A 15,683-nucleotide genomic window follows, 5' to 3' on the forward strand; every position below is an offset into this window, starting at 1 on the left:
TGATGAGGGTGGGCCGTCATCGGGCGCGGTTGCGCTGGATGGCTCGGGCGAGGAGGAATACCTCGGCGGGGATGGGTTTCTGGGTGTTGCGGTGGCTGCCGAGGATCTGCGCGAGGAGTCGCGCGGCGACGGGGTCGAGGAGGCCGGCGAGGACTCCTGGTGGGCCGCTGACGGCGTTGCCGACACCGTTCGTGAACCAGAGCCCCCGCTCGGCGTTCTCGGAGTGCCAGTAGGGGTTGGTGACGATCTCGTGGCTGGTGGCCGCTGCGAGGGTGCGGAGCTCCCTGGCTGCGGTGTCGCAGGTCTCGAGGGGCGTGGGACCTTCGGGAGCGCCCTGGTGCTGGGCAGGTCCGGCGGACTGGGTGAGGTAGAAGACGTTCGACGCCGGCGTCGGCGAGGTGCCGGAGTGGCCGGGGCAGAAGTCCTGGCCGCTGGGGTGGGTGCGCCAGCCGAGGCCGCGGCCGATCCCGCGTGCTTCCGTGATGCTGGGCGCGTCGGTGTAGAGGCGCACCGTGCAGGCGCCGTCGGCCCATGAGCGGTTGCAGTGGAGGGTGATGGTGGTGCTCACCGGCCGCCCTCCGTCTGCCGCCCGGCGGGCTGCACAGAGCCGTTGAGGGTGGCCCGGGAGTTGTCGACGATCACCGTGGAGGGGAGCTTTTCGAGCGTCTCCCGGTCCGGGTGCCGGTCCAGGACCGGGGTGGTGCCGAGGAGGGCTCGGGCGAACTGGACGGCGGGCTCGTCGTCGGGGCGATCGATCCGGGCGCCCAGGAGCGAGAGCCGTTCCTGTTCTTCCTCGAGCCAGGTCGTCAGCGGGTCACGGAGTCGCATGAGGGCGGCGAGGTAGATGAGGAGGTGCTCGCTGTTGCTGTCGACGCGTCCTCGGGGTTGGGGTGCTCGGAGGAGGGTGATCGCGTTGTCGATGTCGGCAAGTGGGTGCATCGGGTGGGCCTTTCACGCCGGGGAAGGGGCGGGGGCGCGGCTCGTGCGCGCCCCGCGAGAGGGGCTTTTGTCAGGCTCGGGGCGCGGCGGGCTGGAGGATGGCGAGGACGTCACGGGCCGCGGCGTGGTACGCCTCGTGGTCCACGGCCGTGAGGCTCGAGTACGGGATGGACTGACGTCCGGTTGCCTGGTCGTGGGCGGCGAGGGTGCGGGCGACGTCGTCGAGGGACGGCTGGGCGGGGCGCTCGCGCTCGTAGCTCACGATGATCTCGTCGACACCGGGCCAGAAGGCGACCGCGCCTTCGGGGATCGTGGCGTCCGCGGGGAGTTGGTGGTCGGCGCGGTAGGAGCGGATGGCGTCCTGCCAGGCGGCGTTGACGGCGGTGTGGTTGGCGCCGTGCGTTTGGTCGACGGGGACTACGAACTCACGCCGGGTGTACGAGATAGCACGCTGCGTGTGCGACTGAGGCATGGCAACTCCACTGTCAGATAGAGGTTGTTGGCGGTTTGGGTCAGGTGCGGGAGTGGTCTGGTCGAGGACGCGGCAGGGTCTGGGGCATCCTGCGGCGGGCGGCGCGGGCGGCGCGGGCGGCGAAGAAGAGAGCGAGAGCGCCCGCGGTGACGAGCAGCGCGATGGCGACGGTTGCGAGGGCGGCCCAGCCGATGAGCGCGCCGACGAAGATGAATAGGCCGTTCACTCGACGCTGCCGGATTCGTCGGTGATGCCCGGGCCGTTGTGGTCAAGCAGCTCGGGCCCGAGCCGGGCCGGATCGGCAGGCCTGGCGAGCAGGCGCTGCAGTCGGCCGACAACCGCGCGGGCCTCTTCGGGGCTGGCCACGAGGACGCGCACTTCGTCGACCAGGTCGACGGCGAGGTCACGCTCTCGGCGAAGCCGGGCCTGTTCAGCGTCCGCGACCTTGAGCACGGCGTCAGCGCACTGCACGTAGAGGTGTTGCTCCGGGTCACGGTCCCACCTCGAGACCGCTGTGGCGTACAACTCGCGGCGGGCAAAGGCGTCCGGTGTCCTGGGCTCTGGCTGTTCCGCCTCGGCGGCCAGGCTGTGCAGCATGGCGGCGGGGTCGCCGGTGTGCTGGGCTACGGCGTTGGCTGCCTCGTGGAGCATCGCCGCCTTGTAGGTGGGCAGCAGGGCCAGCAGCGCGGCGGCGGCCAGGCCGACGTCGACGGTGATGGTGCGGCAGGCGTCGGCCGCGCTCACCCCCAGGGCGTGGACGGGGCACTCGGGGTGTGTGACTGTGCCTCCGCATTCGCACGACCTGGCTTCATACCTGCGCCGCGCCGCGCGGACGATCTCCTGCACAAGGTCGGGGTCCTGACCGGGCAGGCCACTGACGGAGACTGGTTCGTCGTCGACGACGGTTCGGCACAGGTCCGGGATCTCCACCTCGGGCTGGGTGTCGGGCGTCAGAGCGAAGCCCGCCTGGCGGACCCCAGCCGCGCGCGACACGGCGTCGGTGATGATGCGTCCGGCCTGCTCGGTCCAGGCGCTGACGCAGGAGAGGACCGCGTCGATACCGCCGACCTGGGCTTCACGGGTGTCGGCGTAGAGGTGGAGGCGGTCGAGGATCTCGCGGTAGATGTCGGCGCGGACCGCGACCGCGTACGGCCGCTCCGCGGCGGCGGCCAGCGCGCGGATCGCGGCGTCGGCGTCGGCGCCGTAGGCCACCCGGTCGTGCGGGTGGGCGTCGGCCCAGGTACGGCCGCGGTTCCAGTGGGCGTAGAGGGTGCCGGCGACGAGGTCCCGCAGTTCCGCGTGCGGGCGGACAACCTGCGTGCGGGCGGCGTCGTACAGGTCACGGACCCAGCGGGCGTCTCCGAGCGCGGTGTGCGCGACGTCGTCGGCGGGCGGTTCGACTCCGAGGGTGCGGGAGAGGGTGCGGGAGGACCAGGGCAGGGGGCCTGCGGCCTCGAGGCCGGTGCGGGCCGCGGCGAGCTGGACGATGTCGTAGGGGCGGTAGTGCCACTGGGCGCGGCCGGGGCCGAGGAGGCGGCGCAGGTGCCGGTCGTCGAACCCGGGGTTGGAGCCGATGACCACGGTGCCGGACAGGAGGCTGGTGATGGCGGTGACCACCTCCGCGCGGGTCATGGCCACGAGGGCTTCGCTGCCGTCGCCGGTGTAGGCGGCCTCGGCGTGCGGGGGCACGGCGAAGCGCTCCAGGTAGCGGCCGATCTGAAGGGCCTCGCGGTCGGCGGTGGCGAGGCTGGGGCGGATCTGCCACACGTACTCGGTGTCGGTGTGGTGGCCACCCTCGAACTCTCTGAGGATCACGGCGACCTCCCAGGCGACACCGATCTCGGCGTCGAGGTGGGTGGTCTCGCAGTCCACGAAAGCCAGCGGCATCATGCTCGGCACAGGGAGAATTCCGTTTCATTCAGGGTGAGTTGACCGTCACCAGCGGGTGCGGGAGGCCAGGAGCAGACATCCGGCGGCGAGACCGAGACCGAGACCGGTCAGGGCCAGGAGGCCGGGGAGCTGCGGCACCGGCCTCACGGGCTGATCTCAATCCGGGTGAAGGGGACGCGGGCGGTCAGCAAGCCGGGGAACGCCAGCCGCAAGGTGGTCGGCGCGGTCGGCTGCGGCCAGAAGAGCCATCGCCAGACGCCGGGCATCCGAGGGGTGCATGGACACGAAGTCGAGTTCGCGTTCCCAGTCGTAGATGACGTAGGGATCGGGCTGCGCGACGTACACGCAGTCGCGGGTCTCAGCCTCATCCACGGCGCGCACGACCCAGAGCGGTGGCCGTGCGGCGAACGGCGCTTGCTGGTCGACACGCCATTCGAGTCCGGGCATCGAGTGGTCCGGCGGGTTGATGAGGTCCGGCTTCGGGCGTTCGGCGCTGTCGGCGATGGCTACGAGGTGGCGTAGTTCGCGGCGGAGTTGGGCGAGCGTCAGGTCGTCTGCGGCCACGGTCGAGCCTCCGTCTCGGGCGCAGGGAGGAACAGATGCTTGCCGTCGGCGGACTGGCAGTACGCCTCCGGGTGTCCGGCAGGGCGGTCGCAGGGCCGGTAGTAAATGCCGCTCACGCCCTTGGTCTTGCCGCAGTGGCGGGCCTCCGTCTCGGGCGCGGCGGGCCACGGGGCGAGGAGGTCGCGTCCGCAGCGCGGGTGCACGCAGATCCCGCCGTCGTCCAGCTCGTCGGCGGTCACCTCGTGGAAGTCGGCCCACCGGCTCGCGGGTACCGGCTTGTGGGCGAGGCAGTGCAGGAGGGTGCCCCGGCCCTGCCGGTAGCCGACGAGGCCGCTGGCCGCGCGCTCCGCGATCTCACGCTCGGTGGGCACCTCGGTGGCGCCCGCCCACGAGGTCGTCTCGGGCGCGGCCGAGGTCTCCGGCTCGGGCGCGGCGGCGACACCCGGGCAGTGGACCGGGCGCATACCGGGCTGCGGCTCCCAGGCGTGCGGCCCGTGGCCGCCACGGAGGAAGGCGAGGCTGCACGAGACGGTGGGCGCCGCCTCGTCCGGCTGCGCCACGGTGCGGGGCCCGCCCGCCTCGGCAGCCAGACGGCGCAGCAGAGCGGCGGCGGCCCGCATGCCCGCTTCCCGGCCCTCGTCCTCGTACCGACCCCACCGGTCCCGCCGGGACCACGAGTCGGCCTCGACGGCGTCGGCGGCCTCCTCCAGCGCGGCGGTTCGGGTGGCGGCCAGCTCCTGCGCGTGCAGGGCGAGCGCGCGGGCGGTCACGTCCTCGGGCAGCCCGTGCCGGTGCAGCACCGCGCGGGCGGTCTCGGTGCGCGGGCACTGCTCGGGCGGCCGGTGTGAGTTGTTGAAGCAGGTGTCCGGGCTGACGCCTTCGCAGTTGTCGCAGGTGTGCGTCTCGGCGTCTGCCGTCTCGTCGGCGAGCGCCAGCACATCGGCGTCCTCGTCTAGGTCGGCCAGGACACCGCCACCCTCCTGCTCGTTCAGCCCGCGGATGGCGGCGGCGATGCGGTCGCGGAGGGCGGCCCGGTCCTCAACGGCGAAGGCGGCGCAGGGCGTGGCCAGCGTGAGCGGCCCCTTGCGCGCGGCGGCCCGGTCGGCGGCAGGCGGCAGGGCGAGCGCGCGGGCGGTCTCGGTCGGGTCGGTCATGGTCAACTCCAGGTGAGGGTGTGGGAGGGTTCGGGCAGGCCGCCCGCCGCTGGCTCCAACAGCAGCGGGCGGCCGTTCTGGGCGCCGGACTGGCGGGGGTGGAACCGGGTCACGCCGCGGGCCGTGCGCAGCAGGCGGGGCAGAGGTGCGCGGTCACTCGACCCCCGCAGCGGCGGCCCGGAGCATCGCCGCCACATTCGTGCGGGTACGGCCAGGGGCCCGCTCCCACGGGACGGTGAGTTCCTCGCCGAGATGGGTGACTACGGCATCCCAGAGATCGACCTCATCGAGTCGCCCCTCCCGCGCGGCCTCGCTGAGGAGTGAGCAGATTCCGGGACCCGACGGTTCGGGTGTCCAGCAGGCGGTGGCTCGGTCGGCTGCTTGCCTCAGTGCCTCGCCGATGGGTGTGGTCACGGGTGTTCCTTCCTGCGGTGAGTTCTTGGTGGAGGCCCAGGCGGTGACGGCTTCACTCGCGGCCACGAAGTGCAGCCAGAGCCGCGGGTCGCCACCGGCCGGCACCGGCAGACCGGCCAGGAGGACCCGGACGACGTCCACGACGGCCGCCGGGTCGGCCCATCGGTGCAGCGGGAGCGGCTCCGGCTGCCGTTTCCGCGCCTCGGGCTTCTTGCAAGGCGCCCACTGCCACTGCTCGACCGGGTGCTCCCAAAGCAGGACAAACCCGGTCCTGTGTTTGCTCTCGTTCAGTCCCGGGGCGTCGACGTCCCAGGTGAGCAGGGACTGGAGCTGGGTGATGCATCCGGCGTCGGGGCCGGTCTCGTACCGGTTGGTCTCGGAGTCGGACGTCTCGGCACTGGTCGGCCCGAGACCGGCGGCGGCCAGGGCGTCGACCACCGCGGTGATGTACCGGTCGTGGGGCAGACGACGACTGTTCATCGGTTTCCCTCCGAGACGGGCGCGATGGTGGCGGGGGCCGGCGCGAGGGCGAAGGAGTGCACGGTCCGGCCGTTCGGGAGCTGGATGCTCCAGGGGCCGCCGATGAGGCCGTAAGCGGCCCAATCGCAGCCGCGCCCGCTGTACGGCGCGCGCCCGAGCGCGCCGAGGGTGCGGCCGATGCACTCCTGGCCGAGGACGTCCGAGGCGAGGACTTCCTCACCGGAGCGGTTGGCTCGGGGGGCGTCGGCCAGCGCCTGCTGGAAGTCCGCGCCGGTGGCGACGTCGCCGCACGAGGGGCAGACGAACGCCCATGCGAGCGGGTCGGTGCCGAACCGCTCGGTGGCCTCGGCGACGAGCGCGGCCTGGCTGAGGGTGCGGTGCGCGGTGCTCATCGCTGCGCCGCCTCGTCGTGGAAGCGGACGGCGCGGTACCGGGCGGCCTCGAGGAGGCGCTGGATGGTCTTGGGGTCGCCGTCGAGGAGGCGCCGGATCGTCTTCTGCACGAGGGCGTAGCCGATCTCGTAGTCGGGTTCGCCGAGCGAGGTGGTGGGGCCGCGCTGGAGCCACACGCGGAGGGCGCGGTCCATGGAGGTGACGACGTCGACGGGGCGGTGGTCGTCCTGGTGGCAGTCGCTCATCAGGTTGCGGGCGACGGTGCGGGCTTCCCCGCCTCCGTCGGAGCGCACCTGGTTGCGGTGGGCCGGCTTGTCGGGGTAGCGGGTGGCCTCGTCCAGGGCGGCCAGGATGAGGTGCGGCTGGGTGATGCGGTCGGGCATGGGGTCGTCTTTCAGAAGAGGAGGAGGTCGTCGGGCTGCACTGCGGGTGCTTCGGTCTGCGGGGCGGGCGCGGGAGCCGGTGCGCTGGGAGCTGCGGGCGCTGAGGGCCTGGGAGGGGACTTCTTCGCGGGCGGGGGCCCGGCAGCGGGGGCCGAGCCCGTCGGGGCTCGGCCTCAGCAGGCGGTGCTTGCAGTCCGCGCACCGGAGGTCTGCAGTCACGCTGAGGTCGGTTCCGTGTGCAGGGTGTCGAGGTGCTCCAGGAACGCGACGATGGCGGCGCCGGCGGCGACGGTCTCCTCGCGGACGTTCGCGAGGCACGCGACCGGGTTGTCGGTGTCGCGGCCGGCGGTGAGCACGGCGGTCGCGATTCCGCCGGTGTGCTCGGTGAGAGCGAGCGCCCACTCCTCGAGGTTGTGGTGCTCGGCGCCGAGGCGGCCCTTCTGCGCCTCGCGCTCGGTGTGGAGGTCGAGGTAGGGGCCGGTGAGGCGCGGGGCGTCGTAGTCGGGGTACACGGTGGCTCCGTTCGTCGCGGGGGCGGGTTAGTGGAGGTGGGCGATGGTGCGGAGGGTGGAAATTCCGGTGGGGCTGGTGCGGGCGAGCTGCACGGCGGCGACCAGGCCCGGGTAACCGGTGGCGAGGGCCATCCGGTTGGCGTGATCGGCCTCGGCGACGAGAGCGGTCAACCGGCCCCGGAACGTCGCGCGCCGGTCGGGCCCGGGGGTGGAGTGTCCGAAGTGCTGGAGCACGTGGACGGCGTCGGCGGCGGTGATGCGCGCCCCGGCGGCCGGGACCGGGTGCGGTGGGACGGCACAGGAGGCGGTGCTCACGGGGTGTCTCCGTACAGGGCGGTGAGGGCGACCGCGAGGACGTCGCGGGCGTGACGGTCGAGGAGGTGCTCGCGGTCGACACACAGGCCGAGCCCGCACCACGGCAGGACGGGCCCGTGGGGCGCCCGGCCGTGCGCGAGGCGGTAGGCGGTCAGCCGGGCGGACCGCAGGTGCTTGCCGACCTGGACGTAGGGGTGGCCGTCGGCGGTGACATCGCCGACCCAGAGGAGGTGTCCGTCGGGCAGGTGCCTCACCGATCCCCAGAAGGCCTCCTCGAGCGAGCGGGGCCGGAATCCGCGGGCGAGCCGGTGGCCCACGCCGCTCTGACGGCGGACGTCCCGGATCGTGGCGGTGGTGACGCGGAGAAGCCGGCGGATGTCGTCGTCCAGGCGGCCTGCCCGGATGTGCGCGGCGACGTCGGCGCGCACCAGGACCGCCATGCGGGCGCGGGTGTCGGTCACCGGGCCCTCCGCACGGGCAGGAGGGGCTGCAGGGAGCGCAGGGCGGTCTGTGCCTGGGTGCGCTCGCGGGCGGCGCCAGCGAGCAGGTGCAGGGCGTGTGCGAGGCCTCGGTGGAGTTGACGTTCGCGCCGGTGTGACGCCTGAAGGCGGACGCGGTCGAACTCCGCTGCTACGTAGGCGCGTTGAAGTAGAGCCTCGGTGGCGCGGAGGCGCTTGGTGGTGGTGAGGCCGAGCATGGGGTTCTCCATCAGGTGCGGCGCTGGCGGTAGTCGGAGAGGCGGATCACGCCTTCGGGCAGCGGCTTCTGCCTGGGGGTAGGGCTGGCCTTGCTTGTGTCGAGGGGCAGTTGGGGCTGCTGGGCCTCGCACGTAGCCGCGTGGGGCATGTGGAGGCGCTCGTAGCCCATGAGGGGCTGCTGCTCGGTCACCCGGCGGGACACGACCGCCCCGGTCCCGTCTCGGCGCACCCCGGTGTTGCCAGCCGGGTCCGGGTCCGGGTTGACCGCGAGGCGCTTCCCGCCGGCGGTGGTCTTGCCCGGCAGGGTCCGGGTCACCAGCACGGGGAGCCCGCAGTCGGGGCAGCGGCTGGTCATCGCACGTCCCGAGAGGCTGCCTCGATGGCCTGCGCGTACGCGGCCTCGGCAGCGCGTGCCCGCCCGGTGCAGACGCCCTGGGCGACCGGGGCGCCGTTCGCCGTGCAGTAGTGCGCGGCGGGGGCGGTGCAGTCCGGGCAGGTGAAGTGCGCCCGGATCCAGGCGTCCTTGCGGCCGGGGTGCGGTCTCGGGCGTACGTCGCCGCGGCGGTTGGTGCACGGGCTGCCGGGTGCAGCGCGGCAGGGTTCCCAGTCGCACGTCTGCTCGGTCTCGGGGTGCCGTCGTTCGGCTCGTGAAGCCATCTCCGTGTCCTGTCAGGTTCCTGTGCTGGTGTGGTCGGTGGCGGTGCGCGTTCGGGCGCCGAGGGCGGCTCGCTGAGGGTGGATGCCGTGGCGCCGGGTGCCGCCCGGGCCGGTGCAGGGGTCGCCGGGCCGGGCCGGGCAACTCGGGCAGGGGACGGTGGCGGTGTCCCATACCTCGAGCCGGGCTTCGTGCACGGCGCCACGGCGACCGGCGCCGCTGACGCACGGGGCGTCGACGGAGGCCTGGCACTCGGGGCACGGCACCGCCCACTCGGCCGGGGCCGGGCCGGCTGTCGGGGGAATGGTGGCGAGGCTGTCGGCGAGCGCCTGGAGAACGGGGCCGCGTCCGTAGAGCCGCATCGCCGCGGGTACGCCCTGGGTCTCGAGCGCCTGGCGGAGGTCGGCGTCCGTCGCCGCTTGCTGTCCCGGTACGGAGAGCAGCAGGGGCGGCTGGGTCGGAGCGGACACCCTGCTCGCGCGGTCGGGGCGGCGGACCGCGGGCACGAGGGTGAGTGCCGCTCCCTCCTCCTGCTCGGACGCGGTAGGCGCGGGGCCCGCGCCGGGATCCGCGGGGGCCGGAACGGCCGGCTCGGATCCCGGCGCGGTGGCCGCTCTCGGTTCTTCGTCCAGGGCGGCCACTGCCGCCGCGATCGACTTCTCCTTGGCCGCCTTCTTCCGCCGCTCCTGCCTGGTGTCCACGTACAGGTGAAGGTGCTCCTCCCACTCCAGCCTGTCGGCGACGTCGGCGAGCACGTACACGGAGGGGAGGTTGGGGCGGCGCCGCTCCGTCAGCGCCCCGACGGCCTTCAGGACCTTCTTGGCCCGGGTGACGGTCTCGGGGTCGCTGCCGACGATCGCGGCGATCGTCGGCAGCGGGCACTCGGCGGTGCCATCAGGCCCGATGTAGGACGCGATGGCCCACCCGACGTGAACGATCTTCGAGACGTCGGGGCGGCGCATCCGCAGGGCTTCGTCCCGCATGCGGTTCATCCACGCCGTCATGGGGGCCTGCTCGCCGGTGTTCACGAGAGGACGCTCCTGGTGGCTGCGTGGGGCACGGTGGCTCCGATCTAGCGGCGGCGGGACAAGGGGGTTGGGCCGGTCACTCGCGCTGGGGGCGTTGGGCGTCGAGGGCGGCCCGGTAGACGTGCGGGCTCGAGCGGCGCTTCCCGGACCGGATAGCGGCCTCGTCGAACACCGCGGACGCGGACTGCGGCGACGGCGTCGTCCAGGCGCCGGCCGGGAGACCGGCGCCGGGCACGGGCTCGGGCGCGTTCGCCAGCTTGGCCGGGGTATGCCGGGGGCAGCGCAGGCCGCTCAGGTACTCGCGCAGATCCTGGCGGGCTAGGCAGTGGCGGCGCTCGGCGCCTATCCAGTGCCCGCACACCGGCGGCCGTGGATGCTGACTGTCCGGAGCGGTCACTCCTCTTCCTCCAGCTCCGCCTCGGCGGCCTTGCGGCGTTGTGCGGCGAGCTGCCTGCGGGCTCTCGCGCTCATCCCGCCGCGCACCCCGAACCGCTCGCGGTGGCTCTCCTCCATCCGCATGGCGTCCTCGAGGCACTCCTCCTGCACGGGACAGCGGGAGGTGCAGTACCGCTTCACCGCGGCGATGTCCGCGAGCCCCCTGGCGAAGAACGCGTCGTGCGGGACGCTGCTGCCCCGGCCGCAGGCGGCGTCGGCCGCCCATGCCTGTCCCCCGATGGTGGTCAGGACGTCCATGACCGGCATCAGCACGCCTCCAGCCGGAGGAACGCCTCGTCCAGTTGCCGTGCCGTATCCAGCGTCGGTACCTCGTCGGGCACGTCCGCTTCCTTTTCCTTCTTAGCGCGCAGGGCCTGCCGGTCCTCGGCGTCGGCCTGGCACTCGGGCGCGACGCACCACGGGTAGGCGCAGGCGGACTTGACGTTGCCGACCGGGGGGCGCCCGTTCTCCATGGCGTAGGCGATGGGCCGGACCGACAGCTTCTGCCCCCGGTAGGTGATGACCGGCGCGCAGTCCTGCGTGCGCTCGCCGGTCCACACCATGTGGCCGCCGGGCAAGAGCACGGTGTCGCGGGTGAACTTCTCCTGCGGGGTGAGGCGCGGGCGCGCGGGCGGGTACGCGTGCTCCGCGCGGATCCGGGCCGCGGTCGCCGTTCCGACGTGGAGCTGCCGCGCGATCTCCTCGTTGGTGCGCCCGTCACTGAGGGCGTGCAGGATCTGGGGTTCCTTGGGGTGGGGGCGTCGGTGCGACGTCATGGCGGTCACCTCTCGCGTCGTGGACCGGGCAGGAACACCCGCGTGCGGGGGCGGGAGGCGGGGTGGCGGTGCACGGCGGCCTCCACCTCGGCGTCGCGGTCCGCGGCCGCTCCCGGCTCGTAGCCCCGGGCGCTCTCCTCGCCGCGCATGCCGCCTGCAGCGTCGCGGGCCAGAGCGTGCAGGGCCCTGCCAACACCGACAGCGAGGGCGGCCGAGGCGAGCGCTACGTAGAGCCAGGTCACCGACCACCACCGCCCTGGGGAACGGAGACGTGCCGATACCGGCGGCACCCGGCGCCGGAGTCGTCAGGCGCCAGACGCCCCGCGCACTGAAGGTCGGCCAGGTCGTTTCGGACCGTCCTCTCGGAGAGCCCCTTCCATCCCCAGCAGAGGTAGATCCGACGGACGCCGGAGAGGCTGACGGGGCGTCCGATCTTCGCGATCCAGGTGATGAGCCGGGCCTGTCGCTCTGCCGCGGAAGGCGTCCCCGGGCTGAGCCGCTCGGCGGCGGGTGCCTTTCGGGGGGCAGCGACCGTCCCGCTCAGTCTCAGTACGGCGAGGTCGGGAAAAATCTTGGCCATCAGCGTGGTCCCTTCCCGCGCACGGGGATTGCGCGGAGTTCGGCACGGGCGTGCCCGATCGCCGCGCAGCGCCCGTCGCAGTACCAGTGAGTTCGTGCGCCGTCCCTGCTGCCCGTGACGCGGACCATGCCTTCGGCCGGGGCAGCGCCGATTGCGGGTGTCGCGCACAGCGGGTTCGCGCAGGGGGCAATGACGGTGGTGTGGGCGTCAGGGCGGCCCGGGCCGACGAGCCCCTGGGTGAAAGCCCGGTGGGCCGCCTGCTGGCCCGGGCTGCCCTCGCCGAGGCTCGGGCGGCTCACGCGGCCTCACCCTTCTCGGCGAGCAGGCGCCCGAGCGTGACCATGCCGTCCACTGGGTCAACCTGGGTGCGCGCGCACTTCGCGCAGGCCCTCACCAGCTCGAAGTAGACGCAGCCGCCCTGGCTGTGGTCGACGCGGTACTGGAGGCGGTCGTCGTCCTCGAGGAGGGCGGTCGCCTGCTCCACGGACTCCGGGAGCCGGGAGCTCGGCGTGTAGCTCCAGGTGAGCGTCGCGGCGGGCGCGCCAAGTACGTCTTCGGCGTGCTCGGCGGCGGCCTGGACGAACTCGTCGCGGGTACGGGCGAACTCGGCGGCGTCCCAGTCGGGTGTCCGGGCCTCGTGGGCGTACCAGGCAGCGCGCGCGGCCTCGACGATCCCGGTCATACCTTCACCTCGACCCTCTGGGGCTTGTACTGGGCGTCGACCCAGGAAGCGGCCTGGTCGAGCGAGGCCATGAGGTTGCGGGCCCGGGCCCAGCGCATCTCTCCGTCGAGGTGCTGGCCCTTCGGGTCCGCGACGGCGCGCGCCTGCCAGGGGCTCGTCTGCAGGGGGTCCCAGTGCCGTGTGATGGTCCCGGCGACGTCCTCCACGCAGACGGGCGGCGTGGGCGTCCGCGTGACGAACCACTCCCGCGGCTCGGACCGCATCCCCGGCAGCGTGAGCTCGCCGGGCCACAGCCACACGTCGAGGTGTCGCCGGGCCGGGTGGCCGTAGCCGTACTGAGCGGTGGTGGTGGTCTGGGTCCCGACGTTCTCGCTGGTGAAAACGTGGACGGCGCCGCATCCCCGGCACACGAACCGGATGGTGGTGCGCGGGAAGCGGGTCGCGTGGGTGCACTCCTCGCTCTCGCACCCGTGGGGCGCGTCGGAGAGGCGGCCGCGGCGCCCGAGGTCGAACCGCAGGCCCTCCTCCCACAGCCGTTCCTCGCAGGGCTCGTTGTGGGCGAGTCGTGTCCACCCCAGGTAGAGGTCCCGGACGATGTTCATTCCTCACCGCCAGCGGGCGCGGCCGGCTGCTCGGCGGCCGGTGCCGTCCGGGCCGCGTCGACGGGGGTCAGGTGGCCGTGCGCCACCACGATCGAGGTCAGGGGGTACAGCGCGCTGGCGCCGCCGCGCACCGTGAGGAGGGGCATGCCGTTCTCCTGGCGCTGGCCGAGGTAGAGCCAGGTGATGCCGCGGCTGTCGAGCTGTCCTCGGGAGAGGTCGTACATCCGGCCCCAGAGGAAGTACGGTTCGCCAGCGGCCAGTTCGGCGTCCCGCAGCAGGCGTGGGACGTCGTGCGCGACGAGCCGGGTCTCCACGCCGTCGATCGAGCCGAGAGCCATCTGGGCGTACCCGGCGGTCCAGGTCCGCAGTTCGAGCGGTGCCCCGATCGCCGTCAGCCAGTACGTCCAGTCGTCCAGCGAGGCGGCCCTGATGGCGACTCCGACGCGCTCGCGGTCCGGACTGATCTCCGTTACTCCGGCCTGCTCGCCGTGCTGCTCTCGGAGGCGGCTGGCCAGGGTGACCGCGCGCGCCTGCGCGGCCGTCCAGGCGGCGGGCCGGTCCACCGGCGTCGCTGCGACCGGGGTGATCGGGACGGCGGTGAAGGGCGGGCGGGGGCGGCCGATCTGGACGACCCGTGCGCCGCGGACCGGCGATGTGTCCGGCGAGGGGCTGGGGAACGCGTGCTGCGACTCGGGCTCGCCGTCGTCGCAGAGCAGCCTCTTGCGCTGTAGCGCGGTGACGACTCGGACGGCCGCATCGCGGGGGTAGCCGCAGTCGTCGATGATCGTGTCGACTGCGAGCTGGAACGTCGGGGGCAGGTTCTTCCGTGCCTCGACGTGGGTGCGCAGTTGCTCGAGGGCGATGGCGCCGCCGGGGCCGACGATTCGGCCCTGGGCCTCAAGGTCGGCGACGAAAGCGGCGGCCAAGGCGCCCAGGCGCTCGCGGAGTTCCTGCTCGATCAGGGCAGAGGAGGGAATGTTCGTCACGCCGCCTCCAAGTACGCGTTGCGGAGCTGGTGGTTGTGCTGGAGGGTGCGCAGCGCCCGGTACACGCAGGTCTTCACGGCACCCGGGGTCATCCCCAGCAGGGATGCGGTCTCACCGACCGACATCTCGTTGAGGTAGCGGCAGATGAGCACCTGCCGCTGGGTCTGCGTGAGGTGGGTCAGCGCAGTCCGCAAGGCCGTCGACGTCTCGGCGGCCATGAGCCCGTGGTCGAGCGGCGGGGTGTCGGCCCAGAGCGAATCCAGGTCCCGCATGTCGGCGACGAACCGGAGCTTCTGGGTGGGCCAGGCCTTGAAGTGGTCGGCGATGATCCTTCGGGCGATCGTGTAGAACCAGGACAGGATCGACTTGCCGGTCCACGTGAAGGTGTGCAGGCGCCGGAGTCCTCGCACGAACGTCTCGGCGGTGATGTCCCCGGCCCTCTGCCAGTTCTCACCGAGCAGGCGCTTGGCGAAGGCGGTGACCGCAGCGTGGTGCATCCGGTACAGCTCGCCGTACGCGTCCGCGTCGCCTTGCTGCGCCCGGGCGACAAGGGCCGGTTCTCTCGTGTCGTCGCACGGTGGCGCGACGTTAGCCTCAGTGATCAAGGCCTACTCCTGTTCATGAGCAGATGAACTGTGGGCTGGGACGAATCGGGCTGCTCCGATGGCCATGGCCCGGCCGCGGGGCAGCCCTCGTTCTCAGGCGGAGGTGCGCTGCCGCCGGGCTGCGGGGCGCTTGCGCTGGTGCGGAGCGCCGTCGGCTTCCGCGCCGGGCACGGTCGGGACTTCCAGAAGGATCGACTCAATCCGGGCTCCGAGGAGCCGTGCGATCCGCCAGACCGTCGGCAGGCTCGGCTCGTTGCCGTTGGCCAGCCGGTAGAGCGTCGGTTCGCTGAGACCGGTCTGCACGGCAAGGTCAGGAATGGTCTCGATGCCCTTTGACCTGGCCCTCTTCAAGACCTTGTCCATGTCGACGCAGAGCATTTCAGGGGTCCCCCTCCGGGACTCTCACGCATGCAACTAACTTGCATGGATGAGAGTCAAGCAACTAACTCACGCGTACGCAAGTTGCATCGCCACATTGCCTGGAGATTTTTTCGGGGCACGCATCCGGACATGCGGGCAGCCCCTGCCTGCGCAAACGAAAAACCAGCCACTGACCTGCGAACTCTCACGCGTGAGAGTGCAGTGCAAGTTGCGCACGTGCGCGCTACTCTCGCGAAATGCGGAGTATGGAAGATCCCCCCACCGGCGCCATCGGCGCCGTCGGCGGCCCAGCCGCCCGCGAGGAACGGCAGGCCCTCGCACGCCGCGTTGGCGACTACCTCACCCACGCCGCCAGCGCGGCGGGCTTCGACGTCCGGCAGAGGGCCGGCGGCCGAGCGCAACTTGCGGGGAAGCTGGGCGTCAGCATCACGACGGTCAGCCGCACCCTGGAGGGCAAAACCCTCCCTCTCCCTTCACAGCTCACAACCTGGGCATCGGTGCTCGGGCTGGATCACCAGCAGCTCCTGCGAGAATCCGGCCTCATTCCACCCGAACCGGGCGCGGAGCGATCAACGAGAGCGGTAGCCTCAACGCCACCCACCCCGGACGAGGCGATGGACGCCTGGGGGATCACTGATCCCAAAATTCGCACCATGCTCTCCGGGAGCATTGAGCAGGCACGCGGCCTACAGCGACAGGTCGACGACGCCGACCGGGGGGCCACAGCAAGGGGGTAATGA

At 72.6% G+C, this 15,683-nt stretch carries 27 protein-coding genes; 1 reads left to right on the forward strand and 26 read right to left on the reverse strand.

What is annotated here, in order from left to right:
* Nucleotides 1–16 precede the first annotated feature (16 nt).
* From GA0115242_RS03665 to GA0115242_RS03790, 26 genes are all read right to left on the reverse strand, one after another.
* Nucleotides 17–568, reverse strand: coding sequence for a hypothetical protein (locus GA0115242_RS03665; RefSeq protein WP_093824428.1), 552 nt, complete (start codon nt 566–568; stop codon nt 17–19).
* The gene (locus GA0115242_RS03670; protein ID WP_093824430.1) at nt 565–939 is read right to left on the reverse strand and encodes a hypothetical protein; all 375 of its coding nucleotides are present in this window, start codon (nt 937–939) and stop codon (nt 565–567) included. The genes GA0115242_RS03665 and GA0115242_RS03670 overlap by 4 nt, the downstream gene beginning before the upstream one ends.
* 70 nt (nt 940–1,009) lie before the next feature.
* Nucleotides 1,010–1,411, reverse strand: coding sequence for a hypothetical protein (locus tag GA0115242_RS03675; RefSeq protein ID WP_093824433.1), 402 nt, complete (start codon nt 1,409–1,411; stop codon nt 1,010–1,012).
* A gap of 40 nt (nt 1,412–1,451) precedes the next feature.
* Nucleotides 1,452–1,637: a hypothetical protein gene (locus tag GA0115242_RS03680; RefSeq protein ID WP_093824435.1), complete on the reverse strand. Its 186-nt coding sequence runs from the start codon at nt 1,635–1,637 to the stop codon at nt 1,452–1,454.
* Nucleotides 1,634–3,301: a hypothetical protein gene (locus GA0115242_RS03685; protein WP_093824437.1), complete on the reverse strand. Its 1,668-nt coding sequence runs from the start codon at nt 3,299–3,301 to the stop codon at nt 1,634–1,636. The genes GA0115242_RS03680 and GA0115242_RS03685 overlap by 4 nt, the downstream gene beginning before the upstream one ends.
* A 156-nt stretch (nt 3,302–3,457) precedes the next feature.
* Nucleotides 3,458–3,865, reverse strand: coding sequence for a hypothetical protein (locus GA0115242_RS03690; RefSeq protein WP_093824440.1), 408 nt, complete (start codon nt 3,863–3,865; stop codon nt 3,458–3,460).
* On the reverse strand, nt 3,847–5,019 hold the full coding sequence (locus GA0115242_RS03695) for a hypothetical protein (protein ID WP_093824442.1): 1,173 nt from the start codon (nt 5,017–5,019) through the stop codon (nt 3,847–3,849). The genes GA0115242_RS03690 and GA0115242_RS03695 overlap by 19 nt, the downstream gene beginning before the upstream one ends.
* Before the next feature lie 153 nt (nt 5,020–5,172).
* Nucleotides 5,173–5,913: a hypothetical protein gene (locus GA0115242_RS03700; RefSeq protein WP_093824444.1), complete on the reverse strand. Its 741-nt coding sequence runs from the start codon at nt 5,911–5,913 to the stop codon at nt 5,173–5,175.
* Complete coding sequence (locus GA0115242_RS03705; protein WP_093824446.1) at nt 5,910–6,305, reverse strand: VVA0879 family protein; 396 nt, start codon at nt 6,303–6,305, stop codon at nt 5,910–5,912. The genes GA0115242_RS03700 and GA0115242_RS03705 overlap by 4 nt, the downstream gene beginning before the upstream one ends.
* Nucleotides 6,302–6,688: a hypothetical protein gene (locus GA0115242_RS40570; RefSeq protein WP_093824449.1), complete on the reverse strand. Its 387-nt coding sequence runs from the start codon at nt 6,686–6,688 to the stop codon at nt 6,302–6,304. Before GA0115242_RS40570 ends, GA0115242_RS03705 begins: the two co-directional genes overlap by 4 nt.
* A 215-nt stretch (nt 6,689–6,903) precedes the next feature.
* Entirely contained in the window at nt 6,904–7,200 is a 297-nt protein-coding gene (locus tag GA0115242_RS40575; protein ID WP_093824451.1) for a hypothetical protein, read from the reverse strand.
* Nucleotides 7,201–7,227: 27 nt separating this feature from the next.
* Nucleotides 7,228–7,515, reverse strand: a complete 288-nt coding sequence (locus tag GA0115242_RS03720) for a hypothetical protein (protein ID WP_093824453.1) — start codon at nt 7,513–7,515, stop codon at nt 7,228–7,230.
* Entirely contained in the window at nt 7,512–7,976 is a 465-nt protein-coding gene (locus tag GA0115242_RS03725; protein ID WP_093824455.1) for a hypothetical protein, read from the reverse strand. Before GA0115242_RS03725 ends, GA0115242_RS03720 begins: the two co-directional genes overlap by 4 nt.
* Nucleotides 7,973–8,212: a hypothetical protein gene (locus tag GA0115242_RS03730; RefSeq protein ID WP_093824457.1), complete on the reverse strand. Its 240-nt coding sequence runs from the start codon at nt 8,210–8,212 to the stop codon at nt 7,973–7,975. Before GA0115242_RS03730 ends, GA0115242_RS03725 begins: the two co-directional genes overlap by 4 nt.
* Before the next feature lie 11 nt (nt 8,213–8,223).
* Nucleotides 8,224–8,568, reverse strand: a complete 345-nt coding sequence (locus GA0115242_RS03735; RefSeq protein ID WP_237548758.1) for a hypothetical protein — start codon at nt 8,566–8,568, stop codon at nt 8,224–8,226.
* Nucleotides 8,565–8,870, reverse strand: coding sequence for a zinc finger domain-containing protein (locus tag GA0115242_RS40235; RefSeq protein WP_141721490.1), 306 nt, complete (start codon nt 8,868–8,870; stop codon nt 8,565–8,567). Before GA0115242_RS40235 ends, GA0115242_RS03735 begins: the two co-directional genes overlap by 4 nt.
* Nucleotides 8,871–8,882: 12 nt before the next feature.
* On the reverse strand, nt 8,883–9,896 hold the full coding sequence (locus GA0115242_RS03740) for a zinc finger domain-containing protein (protein WP_093824459.1): 1,014 nt from the start codon (nt 9,894–9,896) through the stop codon (nt 8,883–8,885).
* A gap of 76 nt (nt 9,897–9,972) precedes the next feature.
* Nucleotides 9,973–10,293, reverse strand: coding sequence for a hypothetical protein (locus tag GA0115242_RS40580; RefSeq protein ID WP_176729735.1), 321 nt, complete (start codon nt 10,291–10,293; stop codon nt 9,973–9,975).
* Nucleotides 10,290–10,598 carry a WhiB family transcriptional regulator gene (locus tag GA0115242_RS03750; RefSeq protein WP_093824461.1) on the reverse strand — a complete coding sequence of 103 codons (309 nt, stop codon included), beginning with the start codon at nt 10,596–10,598 and terminating at the stop codon, nt 10,290–10,292. Before GA0115242_RS03750 ends, GA0115242_RS40580 begins: the two co-directional genes overlap by 4 nt.
* A complete protein-coding gene (locus GA0115242_RS03755; RefSeq protein ID WP_093824463.1) occupies nt 10,598–11,107 on the reverse strand; it encodes a hypothetical protein in 510 nt (169 codons plus the stop codon). Before GA0115242_RS03755 ends, GA0115242_RS03750 begins: the two co-directional genes overlap by 1 nt.
* Nucleotides 11,108–11,112: 5 nt before the next feature.
* Nucleotides 11,113–11,349 (reverse strand): hypothetical protein, encoded by a 237-nt coding sequence (locus GA0115242_RS03760; protein ID WP_093824465.1) that lies wholly within the window; start codon nt 11,347–11,349, stop codon nt 11,113–11,115.
* 633 nt (nt 11,350–11,982) lie between these two features.
* Nucleotides 11,983–12,369, reverse strand: a complete 387-nt coding sequence (locus tag GA0115242_RS03770) for a hypothetical protein (RefSeq protein ID WP_093824469.1) — start codon at nt 12,367–12,369, stop codon at nt 11,983–11,985.
* Nucleotides 12,366–12,971 (reverse strand): hypothetical protein, encoded by a 606-nt coding sequence (locus tag GA0115242_RS03775; RefSeq protein WP_093824471.1) that lies wholly within the window; start codon nt 12,969–12,971, stop codon nt 12,366–12,368. The genes GA0115242_RS03770 and GA0115242_RS03775 overlap by 4 nt, the downstream gene beginning before the upstream one ends.
* Nucleotides 12,968–13,957, reverse strand: coding sequence for a BN159_2729 family protein (locus GA0115242_RS03780; RefSeq protein WP_093824473.1), 990 nt, complete (start codon nt 13,955–13,957; stop codon nt 12,968–12,970). The genes GA0115242_RS03775 and GA0115242_RS03780 overlap by 4 nt, the downstream gene beginning before the upstream one ends.
* Nucleotides 13,954–14,562: an RNA polymerase sigma factor gene (locus tag GA0115242_RS03785; protein WP_093824475.1), complete on the reverse strand. Its 609-nt coding sequence runs from the start codon at nt 14,560–14,562 to the stop codon at nt 13,954–13,956. The genes GA0115242_RS03780 and GA0115242_RS03785 overlap by 4 nt, the downstream gene beginning before the upstream one ends.
* A gap of 93 nt (nt 14,563–14,655) precedes the next feature.
* On the reverse strand, nt 14,656–14,925 hold the full coding sequence (locus GA0115242_RS03790) for a helix-turn-helix transcriptional regulator (RefSeq protein WP_176729736.1): 270 nt from the start codon (nt 14,923–14,925) through the stop codon (nt 14,656–14,658).
* Between the two features lie 254 nt (nt 14,926–15,179).
* On the opposite strand from GA0115242_RS03790, the gene GA0115242_RS03795 reads away from it, so the two are divergent.
* Nucleotides 15,180–15,680 carry a transcriptional regulator gene (locus tag GA0115242_RS03795; protein ID WP_093824479.1) on the forward strand — a complete coding sequence of 167 codons (501 nt, stop codon included), beginning with the start codon at nt 15,180–15,182 and terminating at the stop codon, nt 15,678–15,680.
* Nucleotides 15,681–15,683 lie beyond the last annotated feature (3 nt).

This window comes from Streptomyces sp. SolWspMP-5a-2 (genome assembly GCF_900091845.1).
Lineage (GTDB): Bacteria > Actinomycetota > Actinomycetes > Streptomycetales > Streptomycetaceae > Streptomyces > Streptomyces doudnae.

What these genes read in the sequence shown, in the direction of transcription:
- GA0115242_RS03670 (WP_093824430.1), bottom strand. Translation starts at nt 939, where the DNA reads ATGCACCCACTTGCCGACATCGACAACGCGATCACCCTCCTCCGAGCA.
- GA0115242_RS03675 (WP_093824433.1), bottom strand. Translation starts at nt 1,411, where the DNA reads ATGCCTCAGTCGCACACGCAGCGTGCTATCTCGTACACCCGGCGTGAG.
- GA0115242_RS03685 (WP_093824437.1), bottom strand. Translation starts at nt 3,301, where the DNA reads ATGATGCCGCTGGCTTTCGTGGACTGCGAGACCACCCACCTCGACGCC.
- GA0115242_RS03695 (WP_093824442.1), bottom strand. Translation starts at nt 5,019, where the DNA reads ATGACCGACCCGACCGAGACCGCCCGCGCGCTCGCCCTGCCGCCTGCC.
- GA0115242_RS03700 (WP_093824444.1), bottom strand. Translation starts at nt 5,913, where the DNA reads ATGAACAGTCGTCGTCTGCCCCACGACCGGTACATCACCGCGGTGGTC.
- GA0115242_RS03705 (WP_093824446.1), bottom strand. Translation starts at nt 6,305, where the DNA reads ATGAGCACCGCGCACCGCACCCTCAGCCAGGCCGCGCTCGTCGCCGAG.
- GA0115242_RS40570 (WP_093824449.1), bottom strand. Translation starts at nt 6,688, where the DNA reads ATGCCCGACCGCATCACCCAGCCGCACCTCATCCTGGCCGCCCTGGAC.
- GA0115242_RS03730 (WP_093824457.1), bottom strand. Translation starts at nt 8,212, where the DNA reads ATGCTCGGCCTCACCACCACCAAGCGCCTCCGCGCCACCGAGGCTCTA.
- GA0115242_RS03735 (WP_237548758.1), bottom strand. Translation starts at nt 8,568, where the DNA reads ATGACCAGCCGCTGCCCCGACTGCGGGCTCCCCGTGCTGGTGACCCGG.
- GA0115242_RS40235 (WP_141721490.1), bottom strand. Translation starts at nt 8,870, where the DNA reads ATGGCTTCACGAGCCGAACGACGGCACCCCGAGACCGAGCAGACGTGC.
- GA0115242_RS03750 (WP_093824461.1), bottom strand. Translation starts at nt 10,598, where the DNA reads ATGCCGGTCATGGACGTCCTGACCACCATCGGGGGACAGGCATGGGCG.
- GA0115242_RS03755 (WP_093824463.1), bottom strand. Translation starts at nt 11,107, where the DNA reads ATGACGTCGCACCGACGCCCCCACCCCAAGGAACCCCAGATCCTGCAC.
- GA0115242_RS03770 (WP_093824469.1), bottom strand. Translation starts at nt 12,369, where the DNA reads ATGACCGGGATCGTCGAGGCCGCGCGCGCTGCCTGGTACGCCCACGAG.
- GA0115242_RS03775 (WP_093824471.1), bottom strand. Translation starts at nt 12,971, where the DNA reads ATGAACATCGTCCGGGACCTCTACCTGGGGTGGACACGACTCGCCCAC.
- GA0115242_RS03790 (WP_176729736.1), bottom strand. Translation starts at nt 14,925, where the DNA reads ATGGACAAGGTCTTGAAGAGGGCCAGGTCAAAGGGCATCGAGACCATT.
- GA0115242_RS03795 (WP_093824479.1), top strand. Translation starts at nt 15,180, where the DNA reads ATGCGGAGTATGGAAGATCCCCCCACCGGCGCCATCGGCGCCGTCGGC.